The organism is Propioniciclava sp. LT432 (assembly GCF_059515965.1).
Map to the genome: position 1 here is coordinate 1 of NZ_JCAKNE010000045.1, position 20,596 is coordinate 20,596.

Genomic DNA, 20,596 nt, shown 5'->3' on the forward strand with positions numbered 1-20,596 from the left:
GTGGGCTGACCCCGTTTCGTAGGTCCGGTCGTTATGCGAGTCGTCCTGTTGCCCGCGGTGGCGGGCAGGGAGACTGGTCAGATCATGACGAACAGTAGGAAGCGTCACACGCCGGAGCAGGTCGTCCGTAAGCTCGGGCAGGCCGACAGGATGCTCGCCGACGGGCAGGATGTCGCGGCGGTGTGCCGGGAGCTCGGGGTGTCCGAGCAGACGTACTACCGGTGGCGGAACCAGTACGGCGGCCTCAAGGCCGACGACGCGAAGCGCCTCAAGGAGCTCGAGAAGCAGAACGCCACGTTGAAGCGGCTGCTCGCCGAAGCGGAGCTGGAGAAGGCCGCGCTCAAGGAGCTGGCTGAGGGAAACTTCTAGGCCCGGGCAGGCGCCGTGCCGCCGTCGCGCACCTGATCAGGACACTGCAGGTGAGCGAGCGGATGGCGTGCCGTCTGGCCGGGCTCTCCCGCTCCGCGTACCGACGCCCGCTCAACGCCGACACGGTCACGGACCCGGACCGGGCGCTGCGGGAGTGGCTGCGCGCCTGGGCGAAGGACCATCCCCGCTACGGGTATCGGCGGGCGTATCACGACGCCCGCGCCGAGGGCTGGGTGGTGAACCACAAGAAGGTCCAACGCCTGTGGCGTGACGAGGGGCTCCGGGTCCCGCAGCGGCGTCGAGGCAAGCGCGTCGGATCTTCGACCATCGACACGCCGACGGCGGACGCGCCGAACGTGGTGTGGGCGGTGGACTTCCAGTTCGACGCCGACGAGCAGGGCAGACCGATCAAGATCTGCTCGATCGTCGACGAGCACACCCGGGAGTGCATCGGCGGACTCACCGAACGATCGATCACCGCGGACCGGCTCACCGCCCACCTCGAGGACCTCGTCGCCGCCCGGGGCGCCCCGGCGGTGCTCAGGTCGGACAACGGGCCGGAGTTCATCAGCGAGGCGATGGCCGACTGGGCCGGCACCCGCACCGGCCTGTCCTACATCCCGCCGGGCTCGCCCTGGCGCAACGGGTACGTCGAGTCATTCAACAGCCGGATCCGCGACGAGTGCCTCAACATCAACAGCTTCTACTCGCTACTGCACGCACAGGTCGTGATCGGCGACTGGAAGGACGAGTACAACCATCACCGCCGGCACTCCTCGCTCGGCTACCTGCCCCCAGCCGAGTACGCTCGGCAATGCACCCATCAAATCGAAACCGACGACTCACACACCGTCCGGACCGAATGACGGGGGCGGCCCAGCCGAGCTCGTCCAGCGCGACGGCCACATGCGCGTCCTTGTGCGTGTCGACCCCGACGATCACTCGACGTTGACCGTTGCCAGACGTCATGCTGATGGTGGTTGCTGTCACGATTCCTCCCAAGAATCCCGTGATGGCGACTGGCCGGCCGGGTGGACGGGACTGTGACGAGACGAATCAGGCTCCTATGAGGTCACTGCCCGCCCGGCCAGCGCCGGTGAACAGCCGGCCGGTGGGCGACAGATCAACAGCCAGGACAAGCACCCCCAGACCGCGGAGGGCCGTCAGTCGTAAGCAAGGGTCAGCCCACCCACCGACCGCCTCCATCCTCACAGTCGTAACTGTCACCGGTCGACCCGACAGACGCCACGACGCCGGCGTCGGCCAGACGCTGGGTGTAGCGGATGGCACGATATTGAACGTCCTTGTCGGAGTGATGTATCAAGGCGGGCAGGTCGCGATCCTGGCGTCGTCTGGACCAGATCGCCATGTCGAGGGCAACCGGCGAGCTCACCCGAACTCGCAACAACCGGGAGCCTCTAGAAAACCCGGGGCGATACAAGCGACACGCTCGAGCAGAAGCTGGGAGCGAAGTGGGCTCCATCCGGCGGGCCAAAGACCGGGTTCAAGGAACCGTCCAGAGGTGCCGACGGAGCAAGAATCCTGACGGGCGGACAGGCGCCGGCGGACGCTTCGCTGGCCGACATCCGCAACTCAAGCAGATCAGCGATTTCACGACTGTAGGGAGTTCGGCGAACTCACGCGTCTACCCCGACGCCCGCCGGGGCCCGCCCCTTGAAGGTCTATCGCTGGCGTCCGTCGTCGTGGTCGAGCAGTTCACCGGTGTCCCGGTTCAACAGTCTGAGGCGCGGTCGCGTCGAGGTGGTCTGCTCGGAGGGGCTGAGGTGTTGGACGTCGTCACCGAAGGCCTGGCGTCGTCGCTGGGCGTGTCCGTCGCCGGTGTGGCGGACGTGACGGCTCCTTGCGGGCCAGGGTTGGTGGTCTGGCTCGCAGTGGGCCCTGAGGCGTCCGCGCAGGCGTTCGAGGAAGCCGGGCAGGGTGTAGCGGTGCCATTCCTCGAGCGCGTTGGAGTCCAGGGCGATGCCCGCGCGCCGGCGCTGGTCGGCCATCACCGCGAGTTCGTGGACGATGTGAGGGTGCTGGGGCCAGCATGGCGGGATGGTGCCGTCGGGGTCCCACACGTACTCGTGGTTGATCCAGGCTGCGACTGCGTCGAGCCAGGTCCAGAGTTCGGCCCGGAGTTTCGGGTTGCGGCAGGTGGGCGGGTCCCAAGGCTTCGGGAGGAGGCTGGGGTCCCCGATCGCGGCCTTCTGGTTGTCGCTGCCCTCGGCGGCGAGGTAAAGGTCGCGGTACGCGGTGCCAAGCAGCGGTCCGGGAGTCGGGAACACGCGCGTGAGCTCGACAGATTCGGGAGCGCCGGTCATCGCGGTAATCCGGCGTCTGTGAGGCCTTGGCGCTGTGCAGCGACGACTGCTGCGGTAGCGCGGGCGTCCGGGGGTACCTGACCGCGGCGCGCAGCGGCCAGTTGCCGACGGACGGCCTTCTGGTGTGCAAGGAGTGCTTGGCCAGGTTTGCCGTCGAGGCAGCGGGTGAGTTTGGCGATGATGGGCTTGCTGTTCTCAGCGATGACGAGGGCTTGCCGTTCGGGGAGTTGTCGGATCTCCTCGCCCCGCAGAATCGGGATGTCTTCCCCGGAGATGGAGCGGCCACCGCGTCCGGTTTGCCACGTGGTCCTGGGGACGCGGACGGTGCCGACGAGGTCAGAGACTTCCTGGTTGAACGCGACGTCCTTGCTGCCGCCGAACATGACGAGCACGTTGGTGAGGCCGAACAGGGCCCTGGCTTCCTGGTCGCCGAAGATCGCCGCGAGCTGCCGCCACGTCTGCGCGGCGTAGATGAACGAGATCCCTAGGGCGCGCTCGTTCGCCATCCGGGTCCGCAGCGTCGGCAGGGGTGCGGTGGAAGGGAGTTCGTCGAGCGAGGCGAGCATCGGTGGGCACAACCGTCCCCACGGCGACTGGTTCGCCAGGGCGAGGGCGGTGTCGAGGACGTGTTCGGCCAGGGCGGTCATCAGCGGGGACGCTGACGCGTAGGGGTCTTCGCGGCCGAGCAGGTAGATGGTGCCGCGGCGTCCGATGATGTCCGCGATGTCTGTTGCGGGCCGGACCGCGCTGGGGACGCAGCGGCGGCGGATGTCGGCTTGGAAGAACAGGTTGAGGGCTTGGTGGACGGTGGTGACGGTGTTGCTGGAGGTCCGGTCGTCGCCGTGGAGGGCACCGTGGAGGAGGCCGTGCCAGTAGGGAGCGGCGTGGGGGTGTTCGCGGAGGATCTCGCCGGGTTCGGTGGTCGACAGGGGTCTGGAGACCCAGTCGAGGACGTCGTCGAGGGTGCGGCCGGTGAGGGCGGCTGCGTGCAGGTAGCCCTGGAGGACTTTGGCGGCTTCGGAGGCGTAGAAGCGGGCGGCACTGTCACCAGAGCCGGTGTGGATGGCGCCGCGGATCGTGCCGGCAGTGAACGCTTTGGCACGGCGTTCGGCGACCATCGGGTCGACGCACCCCTGCACGGGATCCCAAACCAGTTCGGGCAATCCTGGTGCGAGGCCGAACGGGTCGAGCACTACACACGGCCGATCGCCGGTGCTGCGGTCGGTGATGGTGAGCAGCAGGTCGTCGACCTTGGTCAACGTGACGAGGGCGGCGCCGGGGGCGGCGAGGAGGGCGGGGGTGAGCAGGTCGAGGGTCTTGCCGGAGCCTTGGGGGCCGATGACGCCGGCGGTGCGATCCCATGGGCACCACAGGTCACGCGCGCGGGGCTCCCACGCCCTCCCGATCCGCCAGCCGACCTGGGTGGGATCGAACCGGATCTTCATCGCCGGGCCTCCCTCGGGCAGCGTGCGTGGAGGTCGGGGCGGACGATGGCGGCAACCTTTCGGAGCCGGCGGACGCCGAGGACCTGTTCGGCCTGTTCGCTGGTGGCCATGCCCTTGAGCCGCGAGGGTCCCCAGCGTTGCCAGGTGCTATAGGCGGCCCAGCCGAGGCTGCCGGTCAGCAGGAGTTCGACGGTGATGATCCACACCCGAGGGTGGACCGCCGTCGATGCCGGCTCGGCGGCCAGGACGGCGGGGATACTGCCGAACACGTCCCGAGGCTGCGGCCAAGCCCACGGCTGGCCGGCGGTGAGGTGGGCGAGGGCGTTGCCGAGGTGAATGCCGACGGCGAGGGTGAGCAGGATCGCGCAGGCGATCCCGAGGGGGATCTCCCAGGTGAGTGGGTAGGGGGTGTGGCGGCGGGCGCGCTGCATGGTGGGGCTCCTTGGCGGTCAGTGGGACACGGCGACGCCGCGGGACGGCGTCCGGGCGGTGGTCGAGCGGTGTACGGCCTGCGCGCCGTCGAGACACACACTGCCGACGGTCTCCCAAGGGGCGGGCGGGGCGGCGTCCGCCAGCGTGCTCGGAGCCGCAGGCACGGCGTCGAGCTTCTTGGGACGGACAAGGACGGTCTGCTTGATCCCGTTCCATTCGGAGTGGGCCTTGACGGTGCCGGTGACCGTCAGGGGGTCGCCGACCTTGACCTGGTACGCCCACGCGGCGGAGGTGGTCATCTTCGCCACCGCGGTGCCGCAGTCCACCACGAGCATGACCTGGTCGGGTGAGCGGTAGGTGTACCCGTCGACCCGCAGCGCGGTGCGGACGACGCCGGTCAGGGCGACCCTCTCCCCGACGGTGCCGGCGTAGTCGACCGTCTGGGCGGCGACTTGCCGAGCCGTCTCGCGCTGCCGGTCCGCCTGGAGGCGTTGATGGGCGGGGATCGCACTCACCGTTAACCCGAGGTGCCGGGCGTCGACCGCGTCGCCGCGGAGCAGCGCCACCAGGTTGGCCTCGTATCCGGAGCTGCCCGTCAGCCCGTTCAGCAGGTCGTCGCGGAGCTGGGCGGCGCGGGCGGTGGCGTCGGCCAGATGGGGGGCGAGCTGGTCCCGGAGCCGGTCGGCGCCGCGTCCACCCACCAGGGCGAGGCGCACCAGGTCGCGGGTCGGAACGCGGCCATGCTCGGACGCCGACGCGGGCGTCCACCCGAACGCCTCGACCGCGGCGGCGGCGTAGGTGAGGACGCTGTGGATGTCCCAGGCGGACGGGGTGCCGCCCTGGCTGCCGCCGAGGGTGTTGGTGATCTCGTCGGCGGAGAGGAACACGGGCAGGGTGTTGTGGCCGAGGAAGTCCTTCAGGCAGGAGCGGCCCACCTGCAGCAGTTGGCCGGTGTCGTCGTGGGAGACCAGCACCGTGGAGCGGCGGGCGCGCGTGGTGTGGCAGTGGTCACACTCCCCGGCCCGAATCTGATCGTTCGGCACCTCGGCGGTGGAGCCGGGCGGGTAGCGCAGGATCGTGCCGCCCTCGACGGCGTCCACGGCGGCGACGAACCGCCACCCTTGGTAGCGGGGCGGGTCGCCGGTGATTGTCACGTCGAAGCCGTGCACGGTGACCGGCAGTCCACCCGCCGACGTGGAGGAGCGCGTCGCCGGGACGGCGGACACGTCGATCGTCCCGGAGAACCCCTTCCTTTCGGCGCGTTGCTGGAGCTTGGCCATCTTGGCGCGGGTGGCAGCCAGCTCCTCCGCGTTGAGGAACCATGGGTGGACCCGGTCGGTGTCGGGGGTGTCGGCGTCCATGCTCATCGCCCCCACGCTCGCCGCGGTACATACCGTGGGGAACCCGCGGGTGGGCTCGGGCGCCGCGGGCCTGGGCTGTCCACGCGCTCCCACACCGGGGCGTCCACGGTGGCGGCGTCCGGTGTGGCGGTGGTGGCCTCGGACGCCGAAGGTCCGGCGCCGGGCGGGGCGTCCCGTTGGGCGGCTTCCTTCGCTTGACGCTGTTCACGGTAGAAGTCGCGGTGGGGGTCGTACTCGAGGACGCGCACCTCCCGCGGCGACCACCACAAGCCGAGGAACACCTGGTAGGCACACACGAAGTAGTGACCCTCCTTGCGTGCCGGGACCGGGCGGCCACCCCGCACACTGATCAGGTGGGGGTACCGGCTGAGCGTCTCGTTCGAGTCCATCGAGCTCCTTCCCTCGCTTCGATAGTCAGCGGTGCAGCGCCGGCGCCGGGCCCACGGACTGCCGCGGTAAGGCCTGCCGGTCCCGCGCGGCGCCGTCCAAGGCGGGACTCGTGAGGCGTTCCCACACGGGCACGGGTACGGACGCCGCCCGCAACCCGGAGGCGTCCGGGGTGGACGTCATCGTCGGCCACGCAGCGCTCGCGTCGGCGTCCACGGCGAGTTGCCGGGTGGAGGCGACGGCGTCCACGGGGCGGCCGACCTGGACGGACAGGTCGGCCAGGGCCTCCTCGACGAGGGTGGGGGCGGGTTGGGTGGCTTGCAGAATCCTGTCGGTGGCCCCGATCACGCGCTGGCCGGTGGCCTTCACGGTCTCTTCGACGGTCGGCCCGTCCCCGGTAGCGGCCTGGTGGGCCCAGCCGGCCACGTAGTTGAACGTGTACTGGGAGGCGTCCAGACCGTGGGCCTGAGTGACCAGGAACGCGACGCTCTCGGCTTCGACCTCCGCGACACCTCGGCACGAGAAGTTGTCCCGCCGTTCGGGCGCGTGCAGCAGGACGTGTCCGGCTTCGTGGGCGAGGGTCTTGACCGCTTGGGCGTCATCGACATCGGCGCGGACCCGGACTTGCCGGGTGTCGAAGATCGTGACCCCGTTCGCCTCGCCGCAGTCACCACGGGACACGCTGTAGCTCTGGGCCTCCACGAAGGCTTGCAGGGCGTCCCACAAGCCCGGTGGTGCTTGCCCGGTCAGCAGCTTCGCCTCGGGCGGTTCGGGCAGCGGGTCGCCGTCGGTCTGGGACACGTCGAACACGCTCACCGGCTTCACCCCGACCACGCGGACCTCCATGGCCCTCTTGCCGTCGGCGTCCCGTATGGGCCGTCCCTGCGGGTCGAGCTTGGGCTCGCGGCGGGTCACGGGTCCGTACACCTTGATCGACTGCTCGCCGCGGCGGACCTGCCGACCGCGGGTCTGCCACGCGCGGTAGCCGGCGACCATCGTCGCCTGCGGTTTCTGCGCCCAGATCAGGAGCGTGTTGTTGAAGCTGTACCGGTGGAAGCTGTTCGCGAACCGCAGCCAGGACGCCCAGCCCTCACCAGACGCCAACGCCGCGACCTTCTCGGCCAGTTGGGTGTGCATCGTCTCCAGGGTCGCCTGACGGGCGGCGTCCGCATCCTCCCGGTCGTAGCCGGAAGTCGTTCGACCACGCGTTGCCATCGGGCTCACCGGCCCTGGAGTAGCTCGACCTGGGCAAGCAGGTCAGCGATCACGTCCTCGTCACCGTCGGTGGCGCGGAGTTCCTCGATCTGACAGAGCAGGTCCTCCAGGATCAGCGGCACGTCCGTGAGCGGGCCCCGCACGTCCTCGAAGTCGTGCCGGGTTTCTTCCATGGTCGGTGCTCCTTCTCGTAGTCCTTCACCCTCCAGAAGTGACGAACAGGGCCCTCCAGGGACACGGACCGCCGACAAACTTCGACGTGAGCTCGGCCCGAGGCGGAGGGAAGTGGCAGCTGGGCCTGACAGACTCCCCGACCCGACCGATGCGGAGCTTCGGCGACGGTCAGCCGTTGACGCTGAGGTGGACGTGGTCGAGGTGTCGCAGCGTCGGGTTGCTGGTCGATCCGTTGGGGTGGGTGTAGGGCGTCCAGCCATGTGAGGCTCGGTAAGCACGCCAGACGTGGTCGTCGTAGATGAGGTAGGTCACGTCGAGTTCGGCAGCGTGGGCCTGCAGCCAGTGGGCGACTTGCCAGCCGTGGGCTCGCCCTTCGGGGGTGTTCCAGGCGGGGATCATGAAGTCGACGGCCCGTCCGGCCGGGTGGTCGGAATGGTTGGGTCGCGAGCCGACTCCGCCGATGGACTGAATCCACGGGAAGGCTGCTTTGACGCAGCGCAGACCTCGAAGGGCTGCCGGTTGGAGGCCGCGTTCGGCGGGGCTGGCGGTGGGTGGGCAGGGGCCGTCAGGGCCGTCAGGCAGCTCACCCGCTTCGGTTGTGCAGGCTTGGGTGGCGTAGTGCTGCGCGTAGGCCAGCACGTCGTTGACGTACCAGATCGCTCGGTTGTAGCCGAACAGGGCCCGTCGGACACCGTCGTCCCCGTCCGCCGCGCCGAGGGCGGCGAGGTAGTTGGCGGCGGAGTGGATGCTGTCGGCGTCGTTGAGGATGTCGGCGCGGCCGTCGCCGTTTCCGTCGATACCGTAGGCCGCGAAGGTGGCGGGCAGGAACTGCATAAGTCCTCTGGCTCCGGCCGAGGAGGTGGCGGTGAGGCGTCCGTGGTTGGTTTCCGCCATGCCGACGCCCGCGAGGAGCGGCCACGGCAGCCCGTGGGCGGAGGCCGCCTCTTGGTAGAGCGTCAGGATCGTCGCGGGGATGTCGGCGGGTGGGTTGGTGAGGCTGGCGCGGCGCTCGTCGCCCGGGGTTGGTAGCGGCTCGAGAATGTCGAGGGTCCCGTCTGCGCCGACGGTGGCGCATGGGTTGGCGTTGAGGGAGCCTGCGGCGGGGGTGGCGACGGTGGCGATGATCAGGGCGGAGCCGAGGGGGACGCCGAGCAGGAAGGCCAGGACGGGGGCGAGCAGCCAGGCAAGCGGGTTCATGTTCGTTCCTCATCGTGCTGAGTCCAGCGCATCGTTGGTGTAGGCGAGGGCGGCCTCGGCCGGATGGAGGATGGTTGCGACCTTGTACTGGCGGTCGCCGACGCACCACAGGGCGCGTCCTTTGCCGTGCATGGCCCAGCCGGTGACGAGGTCCTGGGCGATGGGTCCCAGGCCGAGGAGCCGTTCGAGTTCTTCGCCGACGGCCTGGTCTTGGCCGTGGAGGATCTTGATATCGGCCAGGTGCAGCAGGTCTTTCGCGATCGCGGTGGCTTGGGAGTCTGCGTCCCCGGCCGAGAGCAGGTCGGAGGGTTTGTGGGCGACGGCGAACTGGATGTCGCCGTCCCGCCGGGAGAGCCGCAGGTCCGCGTCGAAGCTCTTCACGGCGTCCGGACCGAGCCTGAGTTGCTTCCACGACTCGTCTCGGACCACGATGCGCAGGTCGCCGGGGGCGGCGAGCTCGCGCATGCCGCGTCCCCAGCTGTTGAGGCACGTGAGGGCGATCCCGACGGCCTCGTCCCCCAAGGCTTCAAGCCGGGACAGCGACAGCGACTGGATCGGGGCGGTCCAGTCGACGGCGATGGTGGTGTGGTCGTCGAACAGCCCGGCCAGCGCCCCGGACACGAGCTGACCCAGGGCGTCCCGCAGCAGACGGGTCTCGTCGAGGAACTGGCGTTCGGTGGCATACCGGCATTCCGTGACGAGTTCCGCGGTGGGTTGGTCGAGGAGGCGCCACAGCTGCGGGATGGTGGTCTCGGTCAGCCGGGTGTTGCCGGCGGTGTAGCCGGTGAGGTGCGCGAGGGCGGTCTTGACGACGACTTCGTCGGTGGGGCCGAAGGGAACGTGGGCATCGCCGAGGCGTTGGGAGCCGACGAGGCCGCGGACGAGGGTGAGCCAGCGTCCGAACACGATCGCCGCGCGGCGTTGGGCTTCGGCGGTCGGGAGGTCGGCCCAGCCTTGGGCCAGCGGTCCGAAGGCGAGGGGGTTGATGCGGGCGCCGAGCCCGTGGCCGATCGCGAAAGGCTGGACGCCCAACGCGCGGCAGAGCTTCTCGTACTCGTCCTTGGGGTCGCCGAGGATCAGGGTGCGGTAGCCGAAGTCCATCATCCGCAGGCAGAAGGCCTTCACCGTGCCGGACTTGCCGCGTCCGGGTTTCCCGAACGCGAAGATGTTCGGGTTGGTGACGGGGATCGCGTCGTCGAGGACCCACCCGTTGGGGTCGGCGTAGAACGAGCCCCCGGAGAGGTGGTCGATGCCCATCTGGGCGCCGGTGGGTGGCAGGCCGGGGGCGGCGATCAGCGGCCACAACACCGGTGCCTGGTCGGAGGTCATCCGCCACACCGACACGGGCGCGGACGCCGGCGCCCAGCCGCGTCCACGCTGTCGGACGCCACGGCGCGGGGTGGGCGGAAAGAACCGTGCCTCCCTCACCGGCGGCGCGGGCTTGTCGAGGGTGGGGAGTTGGTGGCCGAAGTCGGCGAGCAGGCGGGCGGTGTCACGACCGCGGGAGGCGTTCATGCGTCGCTCCGGCGGGTGAGGCTGACTCCGAGGGGGAGGGTGGAGGCCGCGAAGGCGGCGTCTTGGGCGAGGTCCAGGCGGAGCGGGGCGTAGCCGGCGCGGCGGATGGCGGCGTCGAGTTTGCGGCCGTACTCGCTGATACGGGTGGTCTTGGCGACGGTGACGGTGGCGACGGCGTAGGGGCGGGTGAGGGCGTGGCCGCGGGCGAGCTTGTCGTCGAGGTGGTAGGTCTTGGCGGCGTCCGCCCGCTGCCGTGCGCGCAGCTTGACGCCGGCTTTGGCGCGTAGGCTGGCGCCCATGTCGGCGGCCCACTCTGCGTTGGCGGACTGCCGGTCGGCGGTGGTCTGGCGCAGCAGCGGGAACGCGACCACGAGGCTGCGGCGTTCGCCGGGTTCGCTGGGCACAAGGACGGGGGCGAGGGCCCCGAGGGCTGCTCCTTTGTCGGGCAGCTTCACCGTGGCTGAGACCGAGTTCCACGCGTCGTGGGAGTAGTGACGGGGGGCCACATCGGCGCCGGAGGGTCCGGCGTGCGCCCAGGGGACGTCGGCGTTCACCGCCGGGTTCGTCTCGCGTTCGTTGAGGGCCTCGATGATGCCGGCGCGGTCACCGGGGGCGAACCCGGTACGGACCGCGAGCGCGAGCTGCGGGCTGGTGAGCCAGGTGACGTCGGTCGCATTCAGCCCGCCTCGGAGTTGGGCCTCAACCTCGCCCATCAGCAAGTAGAGAACGCGGGCTCGGCCCTCGAGGCCACCGCCGGCCTCCCGGGCCTCCCGACCGAGTCGAGTTTCGGGGACCACGATCGTGGCGAAAGACTCGGTGCGGACCGACGCGCGGGCCAGGGTGGCGGCCAGGTCGTCGTTCACCTGGGTGGCCAGCGCTGGGCTGGTGGGACGCCGGTGCTGGCGGATCCACAGGTCGCGTTCGGCGCCATCGTCGGGGACGGTTCGAACGAGGATCAGGAGTTCATCGATGAGTTCGGTACGGGCGCACACGTCGAGGAGGTCGGCGAGCCCGGCGCCCTGCCGGACCCGGGTGGCAGCGTCGGCGAGTCCGATGCCGGGGTGGGTGATCGAGCAGGTGACCGCCCAGGTGCGGGCCGCCTTGTCCTGGATGATGGCGGCGCGGGCGAGGGTGGGTCCCTGCGGTGGGCCGTCGTGGATGGTGATGCCGGCGAGGACGCCGGGCAGGTCAGCCTGGGCGAGGTCCTCGGCGCGACCGACCGCGGCGTGGGAGCGGAACCGGGTCCAGCCGCTCAGGGTGCCGACCGCGTACTTGCCGGTGGCCAGCAGCCAGCCGGTGGCGGAACGGCCGCGAACCGGAACGACCACAAGGACGGCGAGGAGCGCCCAGACGAGCGCGAGGGTGCCAACCAGCGGCCATTGTTGAGCGTTGATCGCCCAGAACACAGGCAGGCTCGTCAGGGCGAGGGTGCCGAGTTGCGAGCCGGTGAGGCCGAAGAACCAGCCGATGCGGTCCTTGGCGTAGTCGGAGTAGACAGCCACAGGGGTGCTCCTTCGAGGAGGGGGTCAGACGACGAGGACGGCGGCTTCGCTGGCGCTGACCTGACCGGCCGTAACACCGGCGCCTGCTGGTGCAGCTCCGGTGCCAGCGGCGGGAGCCGCGGGCGCGGGTGAGGCGGGGGGCTGGCCGGTGCCGCCGTTGATGGACGGGGGCGCGAACGGGGCGTCCGAACCGCCGCCGACGGGCGGGTCGGCGTCCGGTGTTCGTCCCGAGTCGTTCGGGTCTCCGTTGTTGTTCGGGGTTTGGTCCCCGCCGGGGTCGCTGGACTGCTGGCGGTCGTGGGTGGCGCGGCGTCCGGCGCGGCTGAAGTCGGGCGGGTAGGTGTTGTGGCCGACACCCATCTGGTTGGTGAGGTCGGCTCCGAGGGAGGCACCGGCGGCGCCCAGGCCAGCGATCAGGCCCAAGCCGGTGGACGCGAGTTGGCCGATCGGTCCCAGTTGACTGAGCCCACCCGCGACAGCGGTGTTGAAGCGTCCGGTGGTGGCGTCCCCCGCGCTGTCTTCCCCGGCACTGCGCCCTTGCTCGTCAGTGGCGGCCGCCCTCCCGCCACCACCGCTGCCGGCGCTGCCGGTGAGGAGCCCTTGGAGTCCGCCGACCGCGGTCATGGATGTCCGCAGGGAGGCTCCCGAGGTGGTGGCGGGGTCGACGAAGGCGAGCAGTTTGAACAGGGCGAGCGGTGAGATGGTGGCGATGCAGATGAGCAGGACGCCGGGGATGGCGGTGCCGATGGCGCCCTGGACGCCGGTGAGGCCGTTGGCGACGCCGGTGGTGTATTGGACGCCGACGCCGAGTACCAGGACCATCACCACCGGGGAGAGGGCGGCCGCGTGGAACCAGCGCAGGCTCTTCCAGAACCAGGACCTGCCTGCTTCGGAGACCAGGCCGGCCGCGGCGATCGGGGTGGTGGCCACCAACACCATCAGCGCGGCGGAGCGGACCAGCATGATCAGGAAGTGGCCGATGGCGGCCAGCCAGAGCAGCAGGCCCATGAGGCCGAGGACGGTGGCGACGGTGCCGTCAGTGATGTCGGCGGGGGTGAAGGGTTCCCAAGGTTGCCAGGCGGTCCAGCTGGTGACGTTGAGCAGTCCTTGCATGAGGGCGCGGGTGAGGCCGCCGGCGGCAGTGACGATGGTGACGCCGTAGACGATCCAGCCGGCCCAGACGACCACGAACTGGCCCAAGCCGAGCGCGACCCGGGCGAGGCCTTGGCCGTCGCGCTTGGCGACGGCGACCCCGAGTTGGACCAGCAGCATGATCACGAGCAGGGCGGCGGCGATCCAGAACATGACTTGGTACAGCCAGGCGCCGGGCCCGTCCTCGCTCAGGTCCGGGGTGAGCAGGAAGTCCAGGAAGGTGAGGGCGAGTCGGAGCAGCCACAGGCCGGCGTTCCACAGGCCGAGCATCGCGGCGGTCCACGCGTCGGCGACGACCTTGCCGGCGGCGGAGGCAAGTGCTGCGAAGGGGTTCAACAGGTCATCCACGGCTGTGCCTTAGGAGGTCTGCCAGGTGCGCCACCCGGCTTGGAGTGCGAGGTCGGAGCCGGGCCAGGTAGAGGGAGCCTTGGCCGGTGGTGTGCCGGGGGCGATCTGCCAACGACCGTCGTGCCAGGCCATGCGTTCGCAGTGGCCGTAGCCGATCCGGGCGGTGGCGGCGACCGCGGCGCGCACATCCAGCAGGACGCAGGCGAGTACCCAGTCGGGCCCGTCGGTGCCCTTGACCTGTCCGGCGGCCGGGGTGGCGGTGACCAGGACGCTGTCGTCCTTCGCGTTGCCCTGATCGCCGAGGGTGGTGAGGAACGACTGCACGTTGCGTGTCATCGCCCACTCCGCGGGGCTCACCCCGCCGGGCAAGGACCAGGCGGCGTGAACATCATGGGCGGTGGGGATGCTCATCGCCTCGAGGACCGTCACCTCGATCGCGGCGAGTTGGGCGACCGCGCCCTCGGGGGTGTGCGGGAACCCAGTGGGCACGCCGGCCGGGCCGACGGCGTCCGCGGCCGGGACCAGCAGGACCGGCGCGAGCTCGGCCGAGACGCCGGGGGTGGACGCCGCGGCGGCCGGGACCTGCAGCATCGGTTGGGCGGCGAGTTCGTCGCGCCAGGCATCGCCGCGGACTTCGCCAGAGGCCGGCATCGGGGTCACCGGTGTGGAGGCGCCCCGGGTGGGGAGGATCATCGCCCACAGGGCGAGGCCGAGCCCGAAGAACAAGGCCATCACGGTGATGAGGGCAGCGACGACGAAGAGGTAAAGCTTCCAGCGGGGCCACGTGCCTGTCTCGTGGTACGCCATGTCAGATGCACCCCACGCCAAGGAGGCCGGTGAGCATGCCCGGCAGGATGAGGTAGGCGATCGCAGCGACGAACACCACGACCACGGAGATGACCCCGACCCGGGAAGCGTGTGGCATTGAGAACAACCGGCCGGCCACGATGGCGCCGACCCCGACGACGATGGCGAGCAGGAACAGGACGCCGACGCCCCACAGGACGTAGCCGGTGATCTGGTCGATGTACTTCTGAGCGTCGCCGGGGGCGACCGGGCACACCTGGAGCGGCAGCAGCAAGGTGAAGTCAGTGGGCATGGTGGGGGGTCCCTTCGATCAGTGAGAGGAGCGCGCCGGCGGCGGCGAGCAACCTCGCGGGCAGCGGGGCCGGGGTGAGGCCGTGGAGGGCGAGGGTTCGGTCCTCAGGGATCTCGACGAGGCGACCGTCGGCGACCAACGCCGCGGTCAGACCGCCGACACCGTGGGCCGCCGCGCGGGGCCAGCGGCGGCGCGGCTGGCCCAGGACTGCCGCGATCGTGCGCTCGGCGTCCAGAAGGTGCAGGGTCGACTCGAGGCGCCGCAAGCCCGGGATCGTGGCCCGCGCCACGACCACGACCGAACCTGCATCGGTCAGCAGGCTGGACAGCCAGGCGTGTCCATCCAAGACCTGCTCGACTCGGAAGCCGACGTCGATGACCGTGACCTCCCGGGTGTCGATCGGTGAGGGAGTCGGGACGGCGTCCGGGTGTGTGCGGACGCCGGGCGCCCGGTCGAGACGGACTTGGTCGCGGGTGCCGTGCACCCAGCCGTGGTCGTCGGCACCGAGTTCAGTCATGCTGGCGGCGGCGAGCCCACTCATGGACGCCGACGCGCACTCCACCACCCGCGCTCGCCCTTCGACCACTGTCGCCAGGGCAAGCGCCACCGTGGTCGCGCCGCACGATCCCGCCGCGCCCACGACCGGCAAGACCAGCTCGCCGGACGTTGGCGTCCATCGCTCAGCGGGCTTCGGCATCGCAACCGTGGCGATCGGAGTCGCCGGGGCGACGTCTTGTGGCCGGGCTGGGTGGCGGAAGGCGCCGTCCTGCACGGCGTGCCAAGCGCGAAGGAGTTCCTCCACCGCGACCGGCCGGGTCGTCTGGGCGGTCATCGGGACGCCCGCCGGTTGGCGCGGAACATCAACGTCGCGCGCAGTTCGGCTGGCGGCAGCCCGGCCAGCTCGGCCTTCGCCTGCCGCGCCCGCTTCAGGGTGTCGAGCAGCCGCTCCAGGCTGTCGATCACCTCGTCGTCGGTGTTGGCGACGTCGAACAGCCGCGCTGTCGCCCTCAGGTCCTTGGTCATGTGCACATTCACCTCACCCTCCAGAAGTGAGAAAGGACGCCGTCCACGGACACCTGGTTGCAGGGAATCCGGCGGAGGAGCTCAGGCGGCACGGGAGAAGGCGGGTGCCGCCTCGGTCAGGGCGCGAATGGTGCGCCGGAAGCGGCGACGCACGGTGCGGTCGCACACACCGAGCAAGGCGGCGACGGTGGTAGTCGCGTCATTGCCGAGCAGGCCATGACTGGAGGTCTGCCGCAGCCGCAGTTGCTGGGAGACCTCCACCAGCATCAGCACCAGCTGCCGGTCGGCGGCCGCGATGACGTGGTGGTCGCACGCCCAGTCCAGGACGCCCACCAACTCGTCGAACGCGGACGGGTCGGGCTCGTCGGGGATCGCGGCCATCAGGTCGCTGTCGGCGAAGGCGACGGTGGCGTACCAGGTGGGGTCCTTGCGTTGCAGGGTCGCGGGGGCTTCGCAAGCGGCCAGCACGTTGGCGCGCAGGTCCCACATCAGGTTGCTGATGACCTTGCGGCGCTGAAGCGGGAACGTGCACACCAGCAGCCACAGTTCGGCGGCGACCACGTGGTCGATGTCGACCGACAGGGTCCGCAGTCGGCTGGCAAGGAAAGCGGATCCGGGCACCAGCAGCCAGGCCAACGTCTGCGCGGCCTCGCGGTCGTGACCACCCTCGGTCGATGCCAACCACGCGATCCCATACACCACGTCGTCGGCGTCTGCGGGGTCAGCTTCCTGCAGCCACTCCCGCAGCCGGCGGGGATCGTCCACCAAGTTGAGGATGGGCTGGGCGATTGACCAAGACGGCCACGCTGCGACGATCGTTGATTCCAGGTTGCTGGCGAGACCCAATTCGGATTCGACGCTCATGATCAGACCTTTCCGTTGCGGATGAACACAACGAAAAAGGATCAAATCGATGTACCACGAGTTGTCCCCAGAACCGGCACTACCGGCATTTCTTTCCACAGAATCGGGCTGCCCCCCTTGACGCGGAGAGTTGTTCCCCCTTGTCAGAGGATGTCCCTGCGATGTCCCCCCTTGTCCCCCAAGTCAGGCTGGACGCCCAGGAAACCGAGGGGTTTCACCTCCCCATGCCCCAGCGCGATGCAGATGTTGCGGACAAGCAGAGGTCGCGAAAAGCTGCTTTTCACCATCGGGGACAATGGCCTGCAACCAAGGGGACTTCATCGGAGTTCGATCGGACATCCGGACATCGCCGCAGGCAACGTCCCCGGTGTCCCGTTCCACCACATGGCTGCAGCGCTTGCTCTAACCTGAGTTGGACCTCTTTAGTGACCCACGCGGGCGAGCATTTCGGCGATGTCGTCGGGGATTATGGGTTCGGCTTGGAGTTGTTGGCCGGCCAGAGTGATGGTGACGTGTTGCAGGGGGCGCAGTGCGCGGACGATCCTCTTGATGCTCCAGCCGGGACTGCTGCAAGAGAGTAGGTGACATCTGATCTGGCTTGCCCGGGAGGGTGGCCTGGAAGGAGGCGTCCGTGCCGGACCACGACTCCAGCAGCGCAAGCTCTTCGCGGCGCCAAGGTGTTCGAGGGTTCATCGTTCGGCCCAGCTTACTGCGCGCAATCTCGCGGACATGCCCAGTAGCGGTCGTCAAAGTCGAAGGCGGTATATCCCGGACTTGCCGGGAGGGAGGCTTGACGGATGGCTACCACTCTTGACCGTAACGAGCGACCGGCCAACGTTGCTGGTCACTCGCCGTCGGGCGGGGTATCCCTCATTCCCATCACCACGCCAGCTTCGACGGAGCAGTCGATCGTGAGCAGGCCTCGGTAGAGATGGTCGACGCCGGTAGCGGTCATCGTCCAAGGAACGGCGACCTGCTGGACCTGCTGCCCGGTCCACACGGCGAGCTTGCCGGCGCTTCGCTCGATCCCCTTAGGTCTTAGGTCTCCGACATGCCAAATGAGCACGGTCCCGTCCAATCGGTCCTCCAATGAGAGGTTGCCCCACGCAAGTTGTACTGGCAGCACCGATTGTTGCTGAGTCGCGTATTCATCAGATGTCGACTGCTGTTTCGCCTTGTGGCGGAGGCTGATGCATCCGGCGATTGATCAGCCTGTGCTGTATAGTTCAGTGCATGCTGACTATTGCTTCTCGACTCGACGTCATGAACCGGCTCGGCCGGGCCATGGCGGATCCGACGCGTTCCCGGATCCTGATGACCCTGCTCGAGGGACCGAGCTACCCGGCGGTGCTCTCGCGTGAGCTGGAGCTGACTCGCTCGAACGTGTCGAACCACCTCACCTGCCTGCGCGACTGCGGCATCGTGGTCGCTGAGCCGGAGGGTCGCCAGACTAGGTATGAGATCGCTGATCCGCACCTCGCGGCCGCTCTCATCGCGCTGGTGGATGTGACTCTGGCTGTCGACGAGCACGCTCCGTGCGTGGACTCGTCGTGCACCGTTCCGGGTTGCTGCGGAGCGGGAGCAGACGCGTGAGCGCGGCATGCTGGATATTGCGCTTGCTGAGGGCCGGTGTTCCGCTGGGGGGTGAGCCAGTGTTCCGGGGATCGGTGGGCCACGTCGACGGGATGGGTTGCCATGGTGCTGGGGCGGCCGCTTGGGCCGCCCCAGCGCTGTGGTTACTGCAGGTGAGTGAAGTGTTTGCGCAGGGAGTCGTCACAGTCCAGGACGGTGGCGTGCGCGTTGGTGGTGATCCGGTCGACGATGGCGTCGGCGAGGATCTTCTCTTCCATCCGGTCGTGCCACTGGCCCGGTGGTAGCTGGGAGCAGTAGATCGTGGAGGCGGTCTTGTGTCGTCGGTCGATCAGGGTGTGCAACTGCTGGACCTGGACCCGGGTGGGCGGGGTGAGGAACCAGTCATCGATGATCAACAACTCGACGTTGACCAGGGTGTCGAGGCAGCGCTTCTTGTCCCCGGTCCGTTCGGCGATGGTGATCCGGTCGAACAGTTCCCCGGCGGGCAGGTAGAGCACCTTGCGGTACTGCTGGCAGGCCTTGTTCCCCAGCGCGCAGGCGACGTAGGTCTTCCCCGCGCCGGTGGGTCCTTGCAGGATGACGTCTTGGTGCTTGACCAGGTAGGCGCCGACCGCGAGCCGGTGGATCAGCTCGAGGTCCATGCTGCGGCCGGGCATGGCTTTCAGGTCGGTCAGGTCGGCGGCGGGTTGGGCGAGGCAGGCTTGGCGGCGGAGCCGGTGCAGCTTGCTGTCGCGGCGTCTCTCGTATTCCCAGTCGACGGCCTGTTTGACCAACTCTGGACCGGTCAGGGTGGCGGCGGTCGTGGTGTCGGCGAGGTTCTCGAAGTACTCGGCCATCCCGGACAATCGCATCGTCTTCAAGCGGGTGAGGGTTTCCACATCGATCATGCTCGGCTCCCGTAGTAGTCGCTGCCGCGGACATAGCCGGCGTCGCCCAGGGAGGGGGCCGGCGGGGCTTGGGTGGGTGGGGTCCAGCCGGTCCACAGCTTCTTGATGAGCGTGTAGGAGGGGGCGGGGGTGGCCGCCAACGCCCGCGTGCAGGTGTCCTCCAGGCGGGCCATGCCGCCGGGCTTGGTGGCCAGCGACATCACCCCCAGACAGGACCGGTAGGACTGCTCGACGATCTGGCGGGACGCCAGGATCGCCCCGATCGCCGCTTGGGTGTTCGGGCCCACCGTGGCGGCCCACTGCTCGAATCGTTCCGGCGTCCAGTCGACCAGTCGGCTGCGGTGGGTGGCGGGCATGTGGGCCGGCAGGGTCGCATACCGGCCCGACACCCCTTGGAAGCGGGGGTGGGACGCGACCCGCTCGATCCCGTCGAAGACCTCCACGATGCTCGTGGTGAGGCGCACATCCAGGGATTGGCCGATCAACCGGGAAGGGACGGAGTAGAAGTTCTTGTCGACCTGGACGTGGTAGTTCGGGCCGACCTTGGCCTTGCGGAGCTCGGCCAACTCGAACCGGACCGGCGGCAGCGGTTGCAACAGTGGCTTCTCGTCGCGTTCGAACACGATCTGCCGGGAGTCCTCCCGCTTCTGGAACGGACGCGCGTTGATGGCAGCGACTTCGGCGAAGATGGCCTCGTTCAACTCGGCCAACCCGACGAACTGCCGATTGCGGAGCACCGCCGCGACCTGCCCCGCGACGAACCGGACGCTCCCTTCGACCACTGCCTTGTCGCGGGGACGTTTCACCCTGGCCGGGATGACCGCGGTGCCGTAATGCTCGGCCAACCGGGCATAGGCGGGGTTCAACGCCGGCTCGTAGCGGTCCGACCGGGACACCCCGGTCCGCAGGTTGTCCGGCACCAGGAGCCGGGCAGCACCCCCGAAATCCTCCAGGGCGTGCACGTGCGCGTCGATCCACGACCCGAGCGTCATGTCCGGGAACGCCTCCACATACGTGTAGGCCGAATACGACAGTGCGGCCACGAACACCCACCCCTGTCGTGGTTCGCCGGTCAGCGGGTCGGCGTAGGCCATCGGGTCCCCGGCCCAGTCGACCTCGATCGACTCGCCCGGGTTGCGCTGGATCCGCATCGACGCGCCGGTGGCCTTCGCCCACCGCCGGTACTGTTCGTTGAAGAACGAGTACTGGTAGGGCACCTCGCCGGTGGCGCGGCAGTTGGCCACGTACTCGTTCCACAACACCAGCAGCGTCACCGACGGCCGTCCCAGCTCCCGGTGCACGTGCTCGAAGTCTGGTGTGGCCCGGTCCGAGTCCGGCTTGGCCGGTTCGGGCAGCAACAGCCGGCGGACCTCGTCAGCCCCGAGGTCCGTCACCTGCTCGAACCCGACCCCCGCCGAGTCCGCCGCAGTGAACACCGCCGCCACCGTGTTACGGGAACACCCCAACACGTCCGCGATCCCACGCTGACTGACCCCCTCAGCTCGCAGCCGAAGGATCTGTTTGTAGTCGACCATGAAGGCGACTTCCTCTCGTCACGCCGTACCCCAACGGCACGGCGCGACGAACGTCCCACACGAAAACCCGAGCGCCGCCACGGTCCACCGCGCCCCGTCGCCGTGGCTCACCGCCCACCGGACCACTGGCTCACCCCACAACGGAACACCGGCCCTCACCGAGCGCAATATGCA

General features: G+C 69.3%; 20 protein-coding genes and 1 pseudogene. 2 read left to right on the top strand and 19 right to left on the bottom strand.

Annotation, left to right across the window (positions count from 1 at the left end):
* Positions 1-84: 84 nt before the first annotated feature.
* A protein-coding gene (locus AC5YDV_RS18315; protein WP_345045385.1) for an IS3 family transposase occupies positions 85-1,235 on the top strand; the annotation gives its coding sequence in 2 pieces (ribosomal slippage) (positions 85-355 and positions 355-1,235; 1,152 coding nt in all).
* 347 nt (positions 1,236-1,582) lie between these two features.
* On the opposite strand, the pseudogene AC5YDV_RS18320 reads toward AC5YDV_RS18315, so the two are convergent.
* The 17 genes and pseudogenes from AC5YDV_RS18320 to AC5YDV_RS18400 form a co-directional block, all read right to left on the bottom strand.
* Positions 1,583-1,747 (bottom strand): annotated as a pseudogene (locus AC5YDV_RS18320) (IS3 family transposase); the annotation flags it as partial.
* 304 nt (positions 1,748-2,051) lie between these two features.
* Positions 2,052-2,693, bottom strand: coding sequence for a hypothetical protein (locus AC5YDV_RS18325; RefSeq protein WP_496185059.1), 642 nt, complete (start codon positions 2,691-2,693; stop codon positions 2,052-2,054).
* Positions 2,690-4,138, bottom strand: coding sequence for a type IV secretory system conjugative DNA transfer family protein (locus AC5YDV_RS18330; protein ID WP_496185058.1), 1,449 nt, complete (start codon positions 4,136-4,138; stop codon positions 2,690-2,692). Before AC5YDV_RS18330 ends, AC5YDV_RS18325 begins: the two co-directional genes overlap by 4 nt.
* Entirely contained in the window at positions 4,135-4,569 is a 435-nt protein-coding gene (locus AC5YDV_RS18335) for a hypothetical protein (protein WP_496185057.1), read from the bottom strand. Before AC5YDV_RS18335 ends, AC5YDV_RS18330 begins: the two co-directional genes overlap by 4 nt.
* 18 nt (positions 4,570-4,587) lie before the next feature.
* Positions 4,588-5,937, bottom strand: coding sequence for a hypothetical protein (locus AC5YDV_RS18340; RefSeq protein WP_496185056.1), 1,350 nt, complete (start codon positions 5,935-5,937; stop codon positions 4,588-4,590).
* A complete protein-coding gene (locus AC5YDV_RS18345) occupies positions 5,934-6,320 on the bottom strand; it encodes a hypothetical protein (RefSeq protein ID WP_496185055.1) in 387 nt (128 codons plus the stop codon). Before AC5YDV_RS18345 ends, AC5YDV_RS18340 begins: the two co-directional genes overlap by 4 nt.
* Positions 6,321-6,345: 25 nt before the next feature.
* Complete coding sequence (locus AC5YDV_RS18350) at positions 6,346-7,533, bottom strand: ArdC-like ssDNA-binding domain-containing protein (RefSeq protein WP_496185061.1); 1,188 nt, start codon at positions 7,531-7,533, stop codon at positions 6,346-6,348.
* A gap of 5 nt (positions 7,534-7,538) precedes the next feature.
* Positions 7,539-7,706, bottom strand: a complete 168-nt coding sequence (locus AC5YDV_RS18355; protein WP_182818164.1) for a hypothetical protein — start codon at positions 7,704-7,706, stop codon at positions 7,539-7,541.
* Positions 7,707-7,875: 169 nt separating this feature from the next.
* Positions 7,876-8,904, bottom strand: a complete 1,029-nt coding sequence (locus tag AC5YDV_RS18360; RefSeq protein ID WP_496185054.1) for a lytic transglycosylase domain-containing protein — start codon at positions 8,902-8,904, stop codon at positions 7,876-7,878.
* Between the two features lie 9 nt (positions 8,905-8,913).
* The gene (locus AC5YDV_RS18365; RefSeq protein WP_182818162.1) at positions 8,914-10,419 is read right to left on the bottom strand and encodes a putative type IV secretion/conjugal transfer ATPase; all 1,506 of its coding nucleotides are present in this window, start codon (positions 10,417-10,419) and stop codon (positions 8,914-8,916) included.
* The gene (locus tag AC5YDV_RS18370) at positions 10,416-11,921 is read right to left on the bottom strand and encodes an SCO6880 family protein (protein WP_496185053.1); all 1,506 of its coding nucleotides are present in this window, start codon (positions 11,919-11,921) and stop codon (positions 10,416-10,418) included. The genes AC5YDV_RS18365 and AC5YDV_RS18370 overlap by 4 nt, the downstream gene beginning before the upstream one ends.
* A gap of 24 nt (positions 11,922-11,945) precedes the next feature.
* Positions 11,946-13,421 carry a hypothetical protein gene (locus AC5YDV_RS18375; RefSeq protein ID WP_496185052.1) on the bottom strand — a complete coding sequence of 492 codons (1,476 nt, stop codon included), beginning with the start codon at positions 13,419-13,421 and terminating at the stop codon, positions 11,946-11,948.
* 9 nt (positions 13,422-13,430) lie between these two features.
* A complete protein-coding gene (locus tag AC5YDV_RS18380; RefSeq protein ID WP_182818159.1) occupies positions 13,431-14,228 on the bottom strand; it encodes a hypothetical protein in 798 nt (265 codons plus the stop codon).
* A 1-nt stretch (position 14,229) separates the two neighbouring features.
* Positions 14,230-14,520 carry a hypothetical protein gene (locus AC5YDV_RS18385; protein WP_182818158.1) on the bottom strand — a complete coding sequence of 97 codons (291 nt, stop codon included), beginning with the start codon at positions 14,518-14,520 and terminating at the stop codon, positions 14,230-14,232.
* Entirely contained in the window at positions 14,510-15,352 is an 843-nt protein-coding gene (locus tag AC5YDV_RS18390; protein WP_496185051.1) for a hypothetical protein, read from the bottom strand. Before AC5YDV_RS18390 ends, AC5YDV_RS18385 begins: the two co-directional genes overlap by 11 nt.
* Positions 15,349-15,543 (bottom strand): hypothetical protein, encoded by a 195-nt coding sequence (locus tag AC5YDV_RS18395; protein ID WP_182818155.1) that lies wholly within the window; start codon positions 15,541-15,543, stop codon positions 15,349-15,351. Before AC5YDV_RS18395 ends, AC5YDV_RS18390 begins: the two co-directional genes overlap by 4 nt.
* Before the next feature lie 81 nt (positions 15,544-15,624).
* Positions 15,625-16,407 (bottom strand): hypothetical protein, encoded by a 783-nt coding sequence (locus AC5YDV_RS18400; protein WP_496192553.1) that lies wholly within the window; start codon positions 16,405-16,407, stop codon positions 15,625-15,627.
* A 1,233-nt stretch (positions 16,408-17,640) separates the two neighbouring features.
* Here AC5YDV_RS18400 and cmtR point away from each other — a divergent pair.
* Positions 17,641-18,000: a Cd(II)/Pb(II)-sensing metalloregulatory transcriptional regulator CmtR gene (gene cmtR / locus AC5YDV_RS18405; protein WP_026936347.1), complete on the top strand. Its 360-nt coding sequence runs from the start codon at positions 17,641-17,643 to the stop codon at positions 17,998-18,000.
* Positions 18,001-18,143: 143 nt separating this feature from the next.
* Here the strand turns inward: cmtR and AC5YDV_RS18410 are convergent, their stop codons facing one another.
* Together AC5YDV_RS18410 and istA are read right to left on the bottom strand one after the other, a co-directional pair.
* Entirely contained in the window at positions 18,144-18,887 is a 744-nt protein-coding gene (locus AC5YDV_RS18410; RefSeq protein ID WP_496181551.1) for an ATP-binding protein, read from the bottom strand.
* Positions 18,884-20,422, bottom strand: coding sequence for an IS21 family transposase (gene istA / locus AC5YDV_RS18415; RefSeq protein ID WP_496181550.1), 1,539 nt, complete (start codon positions 20,420-20,422; stop codon positions 18,884-18,886). Before istA ends, AC5YDV_RS18410 begins: the two co-directional genes overlap by 4 nt.
* Positions 20,423-20,596: the final 174 nt, after the last annotated feature.

What these genes read in the sequence shown, in the direction of transcription:
- AC5YDV_RS18325 (WP_496185059.1), bottom strand. Translation starts at nt 2,693, where the DNA reads ATGACCGGCGCTCCCGAATCTGTCGAGCTCACGCGCGTGTTCCCGACT.
- AC5YDV_RS18330 (WP_496185058.1), bottom strand. Translation starts at nt 4,138, where the DNA reads ATGAAGATCCGGTTCGATCCCACCCAGGTCGGCTGGCGGATCGGGAGG.
- AC5YDV_RS18335 (WP_496185057.1), bottom strand. Translation starts at nt 4,569, where the DNA reads ATGCAGCGCGCCCGCCGCCACACCCCCTACCCACTCACCTGGGAGATC.
- AC5YDV_RS18340 (WP_496185056.1), bottom strand. Translation starts at nt 5,937, where the DNA reads ATGAGCATGGACGCCGACACCCCCGACACCGACCGGGTCCACCCATGG.
- AC5YDV_RS18345 (WP_496185055.1), bottom strand. Translation starts at nt 6,320, where the DNA reads ATGGACTCGAACGAGACGCTCAGCCGGTACCCCCACCTGATCAGTGTG.
- AC5YDV_RS18350 (WP_496185061.1), bottom strand. Translation starts at nt 7,533, where the DNA reads ATGGCAACGCGTGGTCGAACGACTTCCGGCTACGACCGGGAGGATGCG.
- AC5YDV_RS18355 (WP_182818164.1), bottom strand. Translation starts at nt 7,706, where the DNA reads ATGGAAGAAACCCGGCACGACTTCGAGGACGTGCGGGGCCCGCTCACG.
- AC5YDV_RS18360 (WP_496185054.1), bottom strand. Translation starts at nt 8,904, where the DNA reads ATGAACCCGCTTGCCTGGCTGCTCGCCCCCGTCCTGGCCTTCCTGCTC.
- AC5YDV_RS18365 (WP_182818162.1), bottom strand. Translation starts at nt 10,419, where the DNA reads ATGAACGCCTCCCGCGGTCGTGACACCGCCCGCCTGCTCGCCGACTTC.
- AC5YDV_RS18380 (WP_182818159.1), bottom strand. Translation starts at nt 14,228, where the DNA reads ATGGCGTACCACGAGACAGGCACGTGGCCCCGCTGGAAGCTTTACCTC.
- AC5YDV_RS18385 (WP_182818158.1), bottom strand. Translation starts at nt 14,520, where the DNA reads ATGCCCACTGACTTCACCTTGCTGCTGCCGCTCCAGGTGTGCCCGGTC.
- AC5YDV_RS18390 (WP_496185051.1), bottom strand. Translation starts at nt 15,352, where the DNA reads ATGACCGCCCAGACGACCCGGCCGGTCGCGGTGGAGGAACTCCTTCGC.
- AC5YDV_RS18395 (WP_182818155.1), bottom strand. Translation starts at nt 15,543, where the DNA reads ATGACCAAGGACCTGAGGGCGACAGCGCGGCTGTTCGACGTCGCCAAC.
- AC5YDV_RS18400 (WP_496192553.1), bottom strand. Translation starts at nt 16,407, where the DNA reads ATGAGCGTCGAATCCGAATTGGGTCTCGCCAGCAACCTGGAATCAACG.
- cmtR (WP_026936347.1), top strand. Translation starts at nt 17,641, where the DNA reads ATGCTGACTATTGCTTCTCGACTCGACGTCATGAACCGGCTCGGCCGG.
- AC5YDV_RS18410 (WP_496181551.1), bottom strand. Translation starts at nt 18,887, where the DNA reads ATGATCGATGTGGAAACCCTCACCCGCTTGAAGACGATGCGATTGTCC.
- istA (WP_496181550.1), bottom strand. Translation starts at nt 20,422, where the DNA reads ATGGTCGACTACAAACAGATCCTTCGGCTGCGAGCTGAGGGGGTCAGT.